General features: G+C 59.7%; 7 protein-coding genes. 2 read left to right on the top strand and 5 right to left on the bottom strand.

The genetic code is table 11. The features are described from left to right. Positions 1 to 58: 58 nt before the first annotated feature. Both AB8C10_RS05320 and AB8C10_RS05315 read right to left on the bottom strand, forming a co-directional pair. Entirely contained in the window at positions 59 to 2,527 is a 2,469-nt protein-coding gene (locus tag AB8C10_RS05320) for a fibrinogen-like YCDxxxxGGGW domain-containing protein (protein ID WP_012903996.1), read from the bottom strand. Positions 2,528 to 3,055: 528 nt separating this feature from the next. Next, complete coding sequence (locus tag AB8C10_RS05315; protein ID WP_368867083.1) at positions 3,056 to 5,422, bottom strand: fibrinogen-like YCDxxxxGGGW domain-containing protein; 2,367 nt, start codon at positions 5,420 to 5,422, stop codon at positions 3,056 to 3,058. A gap of 566 nt (positions 5,423 to 5,988) precedes the next feature. Between AB8C10_RS05315 and mfd the strand changes: the two genes are divergently transcribed. Beyond that, positions 5,989 to 9,732 (top strand): transcription-repair coupling factor, encoded by a 3,744-nt coding sequence (mfd, locus tag AB8C10_RS05310; protein WP_368867082.1) that lies wholly within the window; start codon positions 5,989 to 5,991, stop codon positions 9,730 to 9,732. Positions 9,733 to 9,869: 137 nt separating this feature from the next. Beyond that, entirely contained in the window at positions 9,870 to 11,288 is a 1,419-nt protein-coding gene (locus AB8C10_RS05305; RefSeq protein ID WP_313989424.1) for an NAD(P)H-quinone dehydrogenase, read from the top strand. A 143-nt stretch (positions 11,289 to 11,431) separates the two neighbouring features. On the opposite strand, the gene AB8C10_RS05300 is transcribed toward AB8C10_RS05305, so the two are convergent. From AB8C10_RS05300 to AB8C10_RS05290, 3 genes are all read right to left on the bottom strand, one after another. Then, on the bottom strand, positions 11,432 to 12,832 hold the full coding sequence (locus AB8C10_RS05300) for an MFS transporter (RefSeq protein ID WP_368867081.1): 1,401 nt from the start codon (positions 12,830 to 12,832) through the stop codon (positions 11,432 to 11,434). A 374-nt stretch (positions 12,833 to 13,206) separates the two neighbouring features. Next, positions 13,207 to 15,027 (bottom strand): acetyl/propionyl/methylcrotonyl-CoA carboxylase subunit alpha, encoded by a 1,821-nt coding sequence (locus AB8C10_RS05295; RefSeq protein WP_368867080.1) that lies wholly within the window; start codon positions 15,025 to 15,027, stop codon positions 13,207 to 13,209. 157 nt (positions 15,028 to 15,184) lie between these two features. Next, positions 15,185 to 15,892, bottom strand: a complete 708-nt coding sequence (locus AB8C10_RS05290; RefSeq protein WP_368867079.1) for a nucleoside triphosphate pyrophosphatase — start codon at positions 15,890 to 15,892, stop codon at positions 15,185 to 15,187. Between the last annotated feature and the right edge of the window lie 132 nt (positions 15,893 to 16,024).

The raw sequence follows: 16,024 nt of genomic DNA, 5'->3' as shown, positions 1-16,024 counted from the left end.
ATAGGGCGAACATCACTAAAATTCTTTGTCATAAAAGTGCATATCGCCCTGATGAGGGTTATGCTGCCTGGACAGCCTCGGTGCTTGCCGAATAGTTATCCGCAGTATCTACCGCGCGCACATAATAGCGGGCGCCATCGCGGTGATCCACCGAATAGCTCGTACCCGTAACCGTCGCAATAGGACGATCATCGCGCAGAACCTGGTACTTCACCCTGCGCTCGGAAATACCCGACCACGTCAGCTGATCCTTGGAACCGTTCGTCGTGACCTTCAGATCGCTCGGGGGAGCCGGAGGGGTCACATCACGAGGAGCATAACGCGCGAAGCCAATAGTCGGCTGTACGCCATTAGCGCCCAACGACTTACGGATATCGCCACCAACCCACAGGGTGCCCGTGGAATCCACGAAGGACTCCCACACACCGTATCCATACGCGCCGTTCATAATCGGTGCGAACTCCGGCAGCATCTTGCCGCTGTCCTTATCGAACGCAGCTACCAGGCGAATGGTCTGAGCATTAGTCGCGTTCTCCCACTCCGAATAGACAGTGTCTGCGCCCTGGAAGAGGAAATCGCCGCAGTGGCACGCACCGTAAATAGTGTTGCCGCTCAGGTGCAGATCCTGGAAATCGCCACCCTCACGAGTAATCGCACTGTCCGTGCGGCGCATCGAGCTTTTCTCGTAACGGGTAATCATATGCTCGGTGCCACCCACCCAGACGGAGGAACCAGCATCCTGAACATCGAACTGGAAGCCCCACATCCTGCGCTCGTTTTTCAAATCCCAGGTTTGGGCATTCTTGGGGGTATACGAAGGACGGTGGTGCCAAGCTACCGGGTTCGTGCTACTGCCTTGCATATGAGCGAGACGGAACGCCTCCTGGTTATTCAGCTGGGTGAAGTAACCAGCGACGTACACATCGGCATTGCCCTCAGAAGCGCTCACGCCGTTAACTGTGCCATTAAAGACCGGACGCCAGTTCCAGTCCACCTCACCGTTGCTCAACTTAATGCGAGCCAGGTTCCTCGCATACGCGTAGGTGGGGGAGGTCTGGCCCTTCAAGTGAGTGAAGGAACCACCAATGTACAGGTAGCCATCACGCACGTGCAGGGTCTTAATCTGTACCGGTACGGAAGCAATGCGGCTAACCACGCGGATATCCCAGTCCTTAGCAACCTGACCGGTCTGCGGATCCAGAATTACAAAACCGTTGTAGTACTCGCCGTTCACCTGGTCGAAAGAACCACCCACAGCAAGCAGGCCGTTCGGCAGAGCCTCAACCGACTTCACCTGACCGTTAATCTTCGGGCGGAAGGAACGGCGCAGCTCGCCGGTACCCACCTCGTAACCAGCCAAGAAAGCCTGCTCAACCTTCTCACCGCTTGCCGACTCAACGTACGCGAAATCGCCACCGGTAAAGACAGCGCCACCGACCTCGGTGATAGCCTCAACCTGGGTGTTCATCTCACCCTTCTTGCCGGTACCGGTCTCAGTGCTGGTACGCCACTTCCACTTCTCGGAGTAGCTATTGGGTAGCGCGCGGCGGTTACTTGCCGCAGCGCCCTGCTGGCCATAATCATGCAGACCCTTAGCCACCAAATCGTTCTGAGTCACCTTCGGGCGCAAGAACATCTGAGTAAATACCAGGGGAGTGGTCGAATCATCCGCCGGGCGGTAAATATACGCCGAAGGACGGTTCATCAGGTAGGTCTCGGTCCACCATGTAATCTTGGCGTTGCGACCGTAGGTGAAGCCCAGCTTGTAGCCCTGCGATGCCTTCTCTTCGAAGTTCAGGGAACGGAAATCATCAGAATCATGGGTGAAGATGTTACCAGCCACCTGACCACGGTTGGCGTAGTCATAACGGTTACTGTACTGCCAGGTGTTTTTGACCGAAATATTTGACCAGAACATCTTTGAACGCAAAGTCCAAGTCCATTCGGTACTGGAATCACGGTGAGCCTTAAAATCCTGCCAGGTAGTGCCCTCAACGTTCATCGCGCGATGGAAACGCACGCCATCGGGCAAATCCTGCGGACGGGTACCGTTCAGTAGCGCGTTCACGGTCACGCCGGAGAGCTGCACCGCATCAAAGCCGGTCGGGTTCTTATACAGCTGATCGGCATTACCGCGACCGTAGTAGTTCTCAGTCCAGCTCTCACGACCGCGGCCAATCATAACCCAGCCGCCGCCATCAGTTTCCTGATCGCAATAGAACTGCTCAGGAGCACTCATCGCAGGGGTGTACAGCCAGTACGCGCCGCTCTTGCCACGCGGATTATTCTGCTTAACCTCCCAGCAGCTCGCAGCCGCGCGCTCGCTCGACGAACCGTCATAGTAGCGTGCATCAGCAGCCTGCGCGCCCGAAGCAATCGGACCCAAAGAAGCCGCAACCATCGCAAAAGAAGCAGCCGCCGCACCCAAAGCACGGGACCCGGAGCGAGAAGCTACGCGAGAGCCCTCAGAAGCGGAGGAAGCAGCACCCTGCGCGCGCCCTCCACGCGTGAACGGAAGAAAATTCATTTGTCTCTCCTAGAGACCTCAACCGGCACACAGCAGAAAACTGCAATTCACACAGCAACACCCACCCCACACAAGGCACAGCATAGTGACCAGGCATCGGGGTAAGGGGGAAGCGTTATGAACTGCGCTAACAGCGAGTCTGTAGCCGGAATCAGTGAGTGTAGTTATCGGAAATTGAATGAATACGCCCCACCCCTCACGCACGAAGCCAACAGTGGCAACGCACCCGTACGAAGCGGAACGCTAAAAATCTGTGAAGTTTCCTCTGTCGTACCAACAGCGAAGAAACACCACAGATCAAGATTCAGCCCATCATCGGAAAGGACGGAAGCAACCCATCCGACGCAATGAATCCCAACCCATCATAGCCGCCACAGGGGCGAAGAGATAGCAAACTGGGAAAACCGGACCGAACCAAAACTATAGAGGGCATACACCCCGGGTGCACCGCCGCCTGATTCGGACCCCGCAAACCCTGCAGAGCCCGAACCAGGCGGCGGCTCAAAGAAACTAGATCAACAATCTGACCTAAGCCTGAGCAGCTCCCGTGGAAGCCGAGAAGTTCTCAGACGCATCGATGGAACGCACATAGTAGCGAGCGCCATCAGTATGCTCAACCTCGTAGCTGGTGCCCGAGACCGTAGCAATCACACGGTCATCACGCAGCACCTGGTAGCGAGCACCGCTCTCACGAACACCAGACCAAGACAGCTTATCGGTCGAGCCATCACGCTGAACCGACAGATTCGACGGAGTCGACGGGGCGGTCACATCGCGAGGAGCAAAACGAGCAAAACCGACAGTGCGCTGCTCACCATTAGCACCCAGCGAACGGTTAATGTCGCCACCAACCCACAGGTTGCCGCGAGAATCCACGAAGGACTCCCAGACACCGTAGCCGCTAGCGCCCTTCAGAACCGGGCTGAACTCGCCCACAACCTCGCCGCTGTCCTTATCAAACGCCGCGACCAGGCGCATACGGTGAACTGCCTTCGACTCCTTCCAGTAGGTGTGGTAACCGGTAGAGCCCTCAAAGAGTACGTCACCGCAGTGGCATGCACCGTAAATGGTGTTACCGCTCAAGTGCAGATCCTGCCAGTCGCCACCGTACTTAGAAATCGACGAAGAAATACGGCCGTAACCGTTCTTCGAGTAGTTAGCAATCAGGTGGTCAGCACCGGCAGTCCACACGGTCGAGCCAGCATCCTGAACATCGAACTGGAACGCGTACACAATACGGTCAGTAATGTTCAGCTTCAGCGACGGCTCCCACTCCCACCTAATGTTCGAAGCATCCGAGCCGTTCAGAGCAGCCAGGCGGAAAGCACGCTGGTTATTCAGCTCAGTGAAGTAACCCGCAGCGTGAACAGTGGAATTATCGGAGGCAGCAGTAATGCCGTTGACCGTACCGTTAAAGTTCGGGCGCCAGTTCCAGTCCACCGCACCGTTCGAAAGCTTAATACGAGCGGCACCACGCGAGTAAGCGTACGCCTTAGACGTATTGCCCTTCACATGGGTGAAGTTACCGCCAATGTACAGGTAACCGTCCTGAACCAGCAGGGTCTTCACCTGAACTGCATCGCCATTACGGCGCTGAATCTGAAGATCCCACGTGCGGTCGATCTGGCCGGTGGTTGCGTCCAGAATGACGAAGTGGTTGACCTTCTCGCCGTTAACCTCGGTGAACTCGCCACCAACTGCCAGGCGGTTATTCGGCAGAGCCTCAAGAGCCTTAATCTGACCGTTGAAAGTCGGACGGAAAGAGCGAACCAGTTCGCCCGAATCCACGTTATAGCCCGCCAGGTACGACTGGTCCACGCGCTCGCCACCAGCCGACTCCACATACTTGAAGTCGCCACCGGTGAAGACGGTGTCGCCCACCTGAGTAATAGCCTGAACGTAGGTGTTCATCTCGTTCTTCTTGCCGGTGCCAGTCTGCTCACTGGTGCGCCAACGAACGGGCATCGTGTAGCTATTCGGCAGAGCACGACGGTTGCTAGCGGCAGAGCCAGAACCAATCTGCGAGAAGTTCAAGTCACGCTGAGTCAGCTTCGGACGCAGGAACACCTGAGTAAAGGGGATGGAGTAACCAGCGGAACCACGCTTCTGGTAAATGTATGAATCCGGATTCTCATTACCGAAGTTCACCAGCGCACCGTACGCAAAACCAATCTGGTAGCCCTGGTTCGGGTTCGCGAAGAAACGAACAGAACTGGTGGTAATACCCGGAGCCATCTCCGAAGCATGACGACCCATATGAGCGGTGCGGTTAATACCGGCACCGGTGAACTTCACGGTGCCCCAACGCTGACCGTAGCTCATCGCCCAGGTCCACTGCTCAGTCTGAGGACGCTGAACATAAACGTTCTGCCACTGGGTGCCCCTTGCATTGTGGGCACGGTGCAGGCGCATGCCGTCGGGAAGGTCCTGAGGCTTAATGCCGTTCAGCAGGGCATCGACAGTGTTTGCGGGAAGCTGGACGGGAGTAAAAGCGGAGGGACCCGTGGGGTTCTGATGCAGCTGGTTCGGGTCGCCGGTGCCGTTGTAAGACTCGGTCCAACCCTCACGACCGCGACCAATCATGACCCAGCCGCCGCCATCAGTTTCCTGATCGCAGTAGAACTGCGCCGGGCCGCTCATCTGCGGGGTGTACAGCCAATAAGTGCCAGAGGAGGCAGAAGGATTAACCTGCTTGACCTCGTAGCAGGAAGCAGCCGCCTTATCGCTGCTGGAACCGTCATGGGTTCCAGTCGCAGCCGAGGCGGGAGTAGTAGGAGTAAGAGGTGCCGCAGTGAAAGCGGTGCCAAAAGCGAGTGCGAAAGCACCCCACTTTTTAGCAGACCATGAATGGGCATGGCGCTTTTCAGCGGGTTTGTTCGTGTATGTGGTTGTCATATGCGTCTTTCTGATGCGACGTTCCGGAAGAAACATCGAAAGATACGGTGAATTTAGCGCACTAGAAAAACCGCAGTAAATACTGAAAACCTGAGGTTGGTTGGAAGAGGTAAACAGAATCCGGAAGGGGATATACTGTCTGGTTTTGCTCTAAGTGTTAATGATTAGGGTACAGGATTAAGCTGTGAAAATAATGGTGCACAAAGTGCAAAGATGCCCATGAGTGTGTGATTTGCACCCCATGCGATGAACGTTGTGACACAGGAACGGACACGGAAGAAAACCATACTCAAATATCACCCACGAAAGCGACAACCGAGTGCAAAAAGGAATATATTCCATCACAGAGAGTACAAGAGAAAAATGCCAGAAAAGCGGACAAGTCCTACAATGGAAAAGCCGCAAAAAACACCCCAAAACGCACAAAAAGCACCGTGAAATAAAGGCAAAACCACTCGGGTACCCAACCTCACGCAGGTACGTACCCAACACGGCACACATTACTGGCATACTCGCCAAAACCGGCAAACCCGCCAATCCCGAGGACCGCAGATTCAGGAGAACCCGTGAGCACCACCCAAAAAGCTACCGCACAGCCCCTCGAGGCGCCCCTGCAGCCCCTCCTGAACACCCTCAACCAGCTCAACAGCTGGGCGGCAATCCGCACCGCCGCCTCCGCACAGCCCGCTGAACGTAGCGCACGCACCCTCATCGGCGCCGTCGCTGGAACCCATGCCGCACTCATCGCAGACATCTCCACCGCAGTACGCGGCGCCACCGGTGAAGCGCTCAGCCTCATCATCGCCCCCACCGACCGCCAGGCAGAAGACCTCGCCGCAGCGCTGCGCTCCTACCTGCCCGCCGCCGACATCGCGCTCTTCCCCGCATGGGAAACCCTGCCGCACGAACGCCTCTCACCGCGCTCCGACACCGTCGGCCGTCGCCTGCAGGTACTACGCGCCATCACCGGGAACACCACCCGCCCCCAGGTCGTCATCGCACCCGTGCGCGCCGTCATCCAGCCCATCGTCACCGGCATCGAAAAACTCGAACCCGTACACCTGGTCCGCGGTGAAGAATACCCCTTCAAAGACGTTGTGCGAGGACTTAACGATGCCGCCTACTCCCGTGTAGACCTCGTTGCCAAGCGCGGCGAGTACGCGGTGCGCGGCGGCATTATCGACGTCTTCCCTCCCACCGCAACCACCCCCGTACGCCTCGAATTCTTCGGCGACGAACTCGACGAAATGCGCCACTTCTCCGTCGCAGACCAGCGCACCCTCAGCGGGGGAGAAGAACTCACCGAACTCACCCTGCTGCCCTGCCGCGAACTGCTCATCACCCCCGAGGTGATGAGCCGCGCCGCACGCTTGAAGGCAGACTACCCTGCCGCTGCGTCCATGCTTGAGAAGATTGCGGGCGGAATCTACGTTGAGGGCATGGAATCGCTCACCCCGCTACTCATCGAATCCATGACCACCCTCACCGAGCTGCTGCCGGCAGGGTCCATGATCATCAACGTCGAACCCGAACGCGTGCGTGCCCGCGCTGAAGACCTCGTCGCCACCAACGAAGAATTCCTTGCTGCCGCCTGGGACACCTCCGCAGAAGCTGATGCTGTAGCACCCATCGACCTGGGTCAGCTGCGCATGAGCGACAGCGGCTTCCGCACCATCGACCAAACTACTGCCCAGGCGCTCGAAGCCAAGCTCAGCTGGTGGGAAATCACTGAACTCGTCACCGACGCAGACCTGCTCGAAGATGCCGCCGGGGCTCTCCAGAGCCAGAGCATCGCCGACGCCATCGAAGACGGAATCGACACCTACACCGTCAATGCCGTCCCCGCAACCGCATTCAACGGCTCCGTCGAACGCATGCTCAGCCAGGTCGGCGACCTCATCCAGAAACAGTGGACCGTCCTCGCCCTCACCAACGGCCGCGGCTCTACCGACCGACTCATCGACCTCTTCCACTCCGGGGAAGGGGCGCCCGCCGTGCCCGCAGCCCGCCGCACCAGCCTCGAAGCCGACCCCGCAGGTGACCTCGACCACGGCATCGTTGAGGTGTGCGAGGCGCCCGCCTCCGCAGGCTTCCTCATCGAGGAGGCGAAACTCGCCGTCTTCACCGAAGCCGAGCTACTCGGCCGCCGCGGCACCTACGCACCCCGAGGCGCCGCCGGACAGAAATTCAAGACGCGCCGTCGCCGCAATGCCGTCGACCCGCTCGCGCTGAACCCCGGCGACTACGTGGTGCACGAGCGTCACGGCATCGGTAAGTTCGTCGAAATGACCTCCCGCCCGGTGGCTGGTGCATCCCCGGTCAACGGCGTACAGCCCATGAAGGAATACCTGGTCATCGAGTACGCTCCCGCCAAGCGCGGCGGTGCACCCGACCGCCTCTTCGTGCCCTCCGACCAGCTGGACCTCATCTCCAACTACGTGGGTGGCGAGAACCCGAGCCTGTCCAAGATGGGCGGTAGTGACTGGGCTAAGACCAAGTCCCGCGCTCGCAAGGCAGTCAAGGAAATCGCTGCCGACCTGGTGAAACTCTACTCGGCACGCCAGGCATCGCGCGGTCACGCCTTCGCAGCAGACACTCCCTGGCAGCGAGAGCTGGAAGAGTCCTTCCCCTATAACGAGACTCCCGACCAGCTCACCGCCATCCACGAGGTGAAGGAAGACATGGAGAAAGAAATCCCCATGGACCGCCTCATCTCCGGTGACGTGGGCTTCGGTAAAACTGAGGTTGCTGTGCGTGCCGCATTCAAGGCGGTACAGGATGGCAAGCAGGTTGCGGTGCTCGTACCCACGACCCTGCTCGCCCAGCAGCACTACGAGACGTTCAGCGAGCGATTCTCTGGCTTCCCCGTGAAGATTCGTGTGCTCTCCCGCTTCCAGAAGGCGAAAGAAACCCGCCAGATTACTGAAGAAATCGCATCCGGCGCGGTGGACGTGGTGATCGGCACCCACCGGATTCTCTCGGACAGCGTGGTGTTCAAGGACCTGGGCCTGGTCATCATTGACGAGGAGCAGCGCTTTGGCGTGGAGCACAAGGAAAAGCTCAAGCAGATGCGCACCAACGTGGATGTGCTCGCAATGAGTGCTACCCCGATTCCACGCACCCTGGAAATGTCGCTAACCGGTATTCGCGAGACCTCCACCCTTGCCACCGCCCCCGAGGAACGCCACCCCGTGCTCACCTTCGTGGGACCGCGCACCGACAGCCAGATTACGGCCGCGATTCGCCGCGAGCTCATGCGTGAAGGACAGGTGTTCTTCGTGCACAACCGCGTGGCTGACATCGACGATGTTGCCGCGGAAATTGGCAAGCTCGTGCCGGAGGCGCGCATCGCCACCGCCCACGGCCGCATGAGTGAGTCGCGCCTGGAGCAGATTATTGTGGACTTCTGGGAGCGCCGCTTTGACGTGCTGGTGTGCACCACCATCGTGGAGACCGGCCTAGACATTTCGAACGCGAACACGCTCATCGTGGACCACGCCCAGAACTACGGCCTGAGCCAGCTGCACCAGCTGCGCGGACGTGTGGGTCGTGGCCGCGAGCGCGCCTACGCGTACTTCCTGTACCCGGTGGACAAGACTCTCGGCGAGATTGCCCACGAGCGCCTGAAGGCTGTGGCGACCCACAATGAGCTGGGTGCGGGTCTGCAGCTTGCCATGAAGGACCTGGAGATTCGCGGCGCGGGTAACCTGCTCGGCGGCGAACAGTCCGGCCATATTGCCGGTGTTGGTTTTGACCTGTACCTGCGCCTGGTCGGCGAGGCGGTCGCAAACTACCGCGGCGAGAAGGAAGAACGCGAGGTCGAAACGAAGATTGACCTGCCCGTCAACGCGCATATTCCGCACACCTACATTGATTCGGAGCGTCTGCGCCTGCAGGCGTACCGCCAGATTGCTGCCGCCGATACCGAAGAGAAGATTGCGGAGGCTCGCGAGGAACTGGTCGACCGTTACGGCGAGCTGCCGGAGGCGGTAGAGAACCTGCTTGCCGTGGCGACGGTGCGTATGCACGCCCGTGCCGCTGGTATCCATGAGCTGGTGGTGTTGGGTCCGAAGGTTCGCGTGGTGACCGCTACGCCGCTGCCGGAGTCCCGCCAGATGCGTCTGAAGCGCGTGTACCCGGGTTCCACGCACGCTCAGCCGAAGGGTATGGATACCTGGCTGACGCTGGTGCCGCGCCCGAAGACCATGCCGGTCGGCGGTAAGGATTTGGTGGACGGCGCGATGCTGCAGTGGGCTGAGAAGTTCATTAACTCAATTTATGCGGAGAAGCCCCAGGCTCTCGAAGACTAGAGACTAGAAGAATAGGGGAGCGCCCGGTCTTACCGTGCGCCCTAGGAAAATGCTCGCCGTGCAGATTGCCACAATATGGCACATCTGCACGGCGAGTACGTTTGCTCCGTAGGGGCGGCATAGCTCACAATTAAGGCATGACTTCAACGGTGAACTATGCATCTCAGCGAATTGTAATTATTGGTGGCGGCCCCGGCGGCTACGAGGCGGCGATGGTGGCTGCCGCATCCAACGCGGACGTGACTCTGATCGAGCGTAATGCCATTGGCGGCTCCGCCGTTCTGACTGACGTTGTGCCCTCTAAGACCCTGATTGCTACGGCGGATATGATGACCCGCTTCTCCGAGGCGGGTAGCCTGGGCATCGAGAACACGAAGGGTAAGGCACCGCAGCTTCGTGTTGATATGGACCGCGTGAACCGCCGAGTCCGCGACCTTGCCCAGCAGCAGTCTGCCGACATTAAGCGTGCCCTGGCTTCCGCGGGCGTGAAGATTATTCACGGTACCGGTAAGCTCCTGGACCGCCACACCGTGCAGGTGACTGACGAGGCGGGTCTGGTTTACCCCCTGCAGGCGGACTTTGTGTTGCTGTCTGTGGGTACGCATCCGCGTGAAATGGCGACCGGCATGCCTGATGGTGAGCGCATCCTGACCTGGACTCAGCTGTACAACCTCTGCGAGGTTCCCGAGGAGCTGATTGTGATTGGTTCGGGTGTGACCGGTGCGGAGTTCGCGTCGGCGTATAACGGTCTGGGTTCGAAGGTGACGCTGGTGTCTTCGCGTGACCGTGTGCTTCCCGGCGAGGACGAGGACGCTGCCCGCGTGCTGGAGGACGTCTTTGAGCGTCGCGGCGTGCGAGTGATGCCCCGTTCCCGTGCAGCTGCGGTTGAGCGTACCGAAGACGGCGCCGGCGTTATCGTGACCCTGTCGGATGGCCGTAAGGTGTCCGGCACTCACTGCCTGGTGGCTATTGGTTCGATTCCGAACACTGAAGATTTGGGTCTGGAAGCAGCCGGTGTGGAGCAGACCCCGAGCGGTCACATTAAGGTGGACGGTGTGTCCCGCACGAGCGTGAACAGCATTTACGCCGCTGGTGACTGCACGGGTGTTTACCCGCTGGCTTCCGTGGCTGCGATGCAGGGTCGTATCGCTATGGCGCACATCCTGGGTGATGCGGTGCGTCCGCTGCGTACCGATAAGGTTGCCGCGAACATCTTCACCTCCCCGGAGATTGCGACCGTGGGTGTGAGCGAGAAGGACCTTGCCGAGGGCGCTTACCGTGGTGACGCGGTGACCCTGCAGCTGAGCACGAACCCGCGTGCGAAGATGATGGCGATGCGCGACGGCTTCGTGAAGATTTTTGCTCGCCGCCACTCCGGCACCGTCATTGGCGGCGTGGTGGTCGGTCAGCGTGCTTCCGAGCTGATTTACCCCATTGCTCTGGCGGTGGAGAAGAAGCTCGCGGTGGACGATCTGGCGGATACTTTCACGGTCTACCCCTCGCTCTCTGGCTCTATTGCTGAGGCTGCTCGCAAGCTGCACACTCGCGGCCTGTAGCCCGCGCATAGATACCCTGGGCTTGTAGAGAGCCGCTATCTCTGAAACGCACAAAAGCGGTGGGGGTCACTTCCTGAGTTCCTAAGAATCAGGAGGTGACCCCCACCGCTTTGCCGTAGAGATGCCTTAGCCCCTGCGAAGTTTTACTTCGTGGTGCTGACAGCGTTCATGTCCACGTCACGGGTTTCGTGAGTGAGCAGAATGAAGACAACGCTCAGAATCGAGGCGAATGCCAGGTAGCCGCCCACTGCAGCCACACCGTAAGTGGAGTTCAACCAAACAGCCACGAACGGGGTCAGCGCCGCACCGAGGATGGACGCCACGTTGTAGGCGATACCGCTGGCGGTGTAGCGCACGTTGGTGGGGTACAGCTCCGGCAGGTACGCGGACATGGAACCGAAGGACAGACCCATCAGGCACATACCGATGAAGATGAAGAGGGTGACCACTGCGGCGTTTGCGTTCGCACCGGTACCGACGACGGAGGGGGAGATGAACAGACCGAAGGACAGACCGAAGACAGCCATAGCGATGGTGGTCCACAGCTGCTGGGTGCGGCGGCCGTACTTGTCAGCCAGCCAACCCGAAATCGGGATGAAGATCGCGAAGCCGATAATGGAGATCAGCTGAATAATCAGGAACTCGCGGTAGGGGATAGCCAGACCACCCTTGTCAGCCTTACCGATACCGTAGGAGAGGACCCACGCGGTCATCAGGTAGAACAGCACGTAGCATGCAACCATGATGAAGGTACCCTGAATCATGGGCCACCAAGCGACCTTGAACGCCTCAACGAGCGGGGTCTTAACCTTCTCGTTGTTAGCGGCAGCCTTGGCGAAGACGGGGGTCTCCTCCAGCTTGAAACGCACGTACAGGCCGACAGCGACCATCACGATGGACAGCAGGAACGGAATACGCCAACCCCAAATGAGGAAGGGGTGGTCAAGGGTCTTACCGTCGGTTGCGGAGTTGAAGGAAATCCAGCTGGTCAGCAGCAGCATGAAGCCGTTCGCAAGCACGAAGCCGATGGGCGCACCCAGCTGAGGCCACATAGCGGCGCGGGCGCGCTTACCGTCCTCAGCGTACTCGCTGGCGAGCAGTGCCGCACCGGACCATTCGCCGCCCAGGCCCAGGCCCTGGCAGAAACGCATAATGGTCAGCATGGTCGGTGCCCACAGACCAATCTGGTGGTAGGTGGGCAGCAGACCGATGATGAAGGTTGCCAGACCCATGGTGAGCAGTGCACCGACGAGGGTTGCCTTACGGCCGATCTTGTCGCCGAAGTGGCCGAAGATCACGGAACCGAGGGGACGTGCGATGAAGGCGACGCCGAAGGTGGCGAAGGAAGCCAGAAGCTCGGTGGTTGCGTCCTTCGAGGGGAAGAACAGCACAGGGAAAACAGCCACTGCCGCGGTGGCGTAAATGTAGAAATCGTAGAACTCGATGGTGGTACCAACGAGCGAGGCGAGAATAACTCGACTGCGAGGAGTCGTATTCTTCACCGATGCAGCAGACGCTTTCGTGTCGGGTGCAGAGGCGCTCATGAGGAAAACTCCCGAGATGGTGAATTTGTGTGTACACAAGGAGCCTGAGGCGGGTGTTCCATGACCGGTCAGCGCGGGAGGCGGGTGTGCCGTAGGCGCGTACCGGGTGCCGTGACCGCACCGGGTGGGGTGGGCGGGTGCCGGAATCTGAAAGGCTCCTCTAAAGTGCAACATTATAACTCTGTTCAGAAAAGCCCAAACAAACGCAGTCACTATTTGGACGTAATCGCAATGGGTGGCCCCGCAAACCCCACAGAAACAGACAAGGGCGGACATAGAAAATCCCCCGGGAGGGTATGAGGTAATACCTCGTACCCTCCCGGGGGATTCATCAAACCTATGCGCTCGCGGTCGCAAAACCGCGGCATCGAGAGTTACTTGATGGTCGCCAGCACCGCACCGGAGGTGACGGTATCGCCGGCCTTAGCTGACAGTCCCGAAACCTTACCCGCCTTGTGCGCGGTAATGGGCTGCTCCATCTTCATCGCCTCCAGCACCAGAATCAGGTCGCCCTCAGCAACAGTGTCACCGTCAGAAGCGGCAACCTTCACGATGGTGCCCTGCATGGGGCTGGTCAGCTCGTCGCCGCCACCCTTCGCCGCGCCGCGTGCCGAACGGGACTTGCGGGTCTTGGATGCGGGCTTAGCGGCAGGCTTGGTGCCGCCACCCAGATCGGGCAGGGACACCTCCATGCGCTTGCCGTTGACCTCAACGACCACGGTGGTGCGCTCATCCTCATCCGAATCCACGCTACCGGGAGCACCGGAGTACATGGGGATGGTGTTGTTGAACTCGGTCTCAATCCAGCGGGTGTGCACCTTGAACTCGCCGCCCTCAGCCGGTGCGAAGGCGGGGTCATCCAGCACGACGCGGTGGAACGGGATGACGGTGGGCATGCCCTCAACGCTCAGCTCAGCCAGGGCACGGCGGGCACGCTGCAGAGCCTGCTCGCGATCCGCGCCGGTGACAATGAGCTTAGCCAGCATGGAGTCGAAGTTACCGCCGATGACATCGCCAGCCACGAAGCCGGAATCCCAGCGAACACCGGGGCCGGTGGGCACGGTCAGCTTCTCGATGGTGCCGGGTGCGGGCATGAAGGAACGGCCCGCATCCTCACCGTTAATACGGAACTCGAAGGAGTGACCGCGCAGAACGGGGTCCTTCTCCTCAATCTTCTCGCCGCGAGCAATACGGAACTGCTCACGAACCAGGTCCAGACCGGAAATCTCCTCGGAAACCGGGTGCTCCACCTGCAGTCGAGTGTTGACCTCCAGGAAGGAGATGGTGCCGTCGGTACCGACCAGGAACTCACAGGTGCCGGCGCCCTGGTAGCCAGCCTCGCGCAGAATCGCGCGGGACGCCTCGTACAGGCGCTCGTTCTGCTCCTCGCTCAGGTAGGGGGCGGGCGCCTCCTCAATGAGCTTCTGGTTACGGCGCTGCAGGGAGCAGTCACGGGTAGAAACCACCACAACGTTGCCGTGTGCATCCGCCAAGCACTGAGTCTCAACGTGACGCGGCGAATCCAGGAAGCGCTCGATGAAGCACTCGCCGCGACCGAACGCCGCGGTAGCCTCACGAACAGCGGACTCGTACATTTCAACAATGCTCTCGCGGTCACGGGCGACCTTAATGCCGCGGCCACCGCCACCGAAGGCCGCCTTCACCGCGATGGGCAGGCCGTGTTCATCAGCGAACGCAACAACCTCATCGGCGGACTTGACCGGGTCCTTGGTGCCGGGCACCAGGGGAGCGCCCACCTTCTGCGCGATGTGGCGTGCCGCCACCTTATCGCCCAGCTGGGTAATGGACTCGGGGGAGGGACCAATCCAGGTCAGACCCGCGTCGATGCACTTCTGAGCGAACTGCGCGTTCTCAGACAGGAAACCGTAACCGGGGTGCACGGCATCTGCCCCGGAGCGGATAGCAATCTCAATGAGCTTGTCCATCACCAGGTAGGACTGCGCCGCGGTGGCACCGCCGAGAGCGTAGGCTTCATCGGCAAGCTTCACATGCTGGGCGTCGCGGTCCGGGTCAGCGTAGACGGCGACGGTCTGCAGACCCTCATCGCGGGCTGCACGAATCACGCGGACAGCAATTTCACCGCGGTTAGCGATCAGAATCTTGCTGACCGGGCCGGTGTGGCGGCCGGGGACTGCAGTAAATTTCTTGGCGGCTTCTGCCTGGTGCTGAGTCACTTAAAGCTCTCCTTTAATCTCCTGCCGAAAAGAATATCTAGAATCGGCGGGAATGGCGAATATAACGCGCATCATACTGTTCTATCTTATCGATTGGTGTTCAACAATGTGTATTGCAGAGCGCGCTTTGAGACAGATTTATACGGTGGGAGTGGCTCTACTCCTCATCCTGGGGAGGTAGCCACAACTCGGTCACCGCTACTTCGCGGCGGCGTAGCATATCGCGTAGCGCGTGGATGGACAGACCCACCACCGTGTGGAACTCACCCTCAATACCGCGAATGAACGCGGAACCGTAACCGTCGAGGGTGAAGGAACCGGCTACCCAGAGCGGCTCACCGGTAGCAATGTACGCCTCGATTTCTTCGCGGCTGAGCGCATCAAAGTGGACGGTGGCGCTGCGTAGCTCAGAAACAGTGGGCAGTTCAGAAACGGTAGGCAGCTCAGCACCCGGCTCGACATCGCGCAAATCCACGAGCGCGTGACCGGTATGCAGTACGCCGTGGTTGCCGCTCATCGCGCTGATGCGCTCGCGTGCCGCCTCCGCCGTGTGGGGCTTGCCGTAGGCAACGCCGTCAAATTCGAACACCGAATCGCAGCCTAGAACCAGTGCATCGCGCACACCCTCGGCGGTGAGCTCAGCGGCAACCGCTTGCGCCTTCAACTGCGCCAGCAGGGAGGCGGTTTCAGCCGGGGTGAGTCCCGCACGTCCCTGCGCTCGTGCCTGTTCATTGGCGGCGGCGAGCGCGGCGTCCTCATCTACGGAGGAGACGCGCACCGTGAATGCAATGCGGGAGTCTTCCAGGAGCTTGCGGCGCGCCGGGGAGGCGGAGGCAAGAATCAAACGGATCGGTGTGGTACTCATAGGTTCTATTTTAGAGCCTTGCGGGTGAGCCTTACCTTCGAGTGCAGATTGAAGGGTGTCAAGATGCTGAGGGAATGGGCGGAAAAGTAAGGGGGACGAAAAGAGCGTGTCCCATCCCCCTCAACCACGTAG

The organism is Rothia mucilaginosa, assembly GCF_964210535.1.
Taxonomy (GTDB): domain Bacteria; phylum Actinomycetota; class Actinomycetes; order Actinomycetales; family Micrococcaceae; genus Rothia; species Rothia mucilaginosa_F.
The sequence above is the reverse complement of the archived record's forward strand: the minus strand, read 5'-3'. Positions and strand labels throughout refer to the sequence as shown.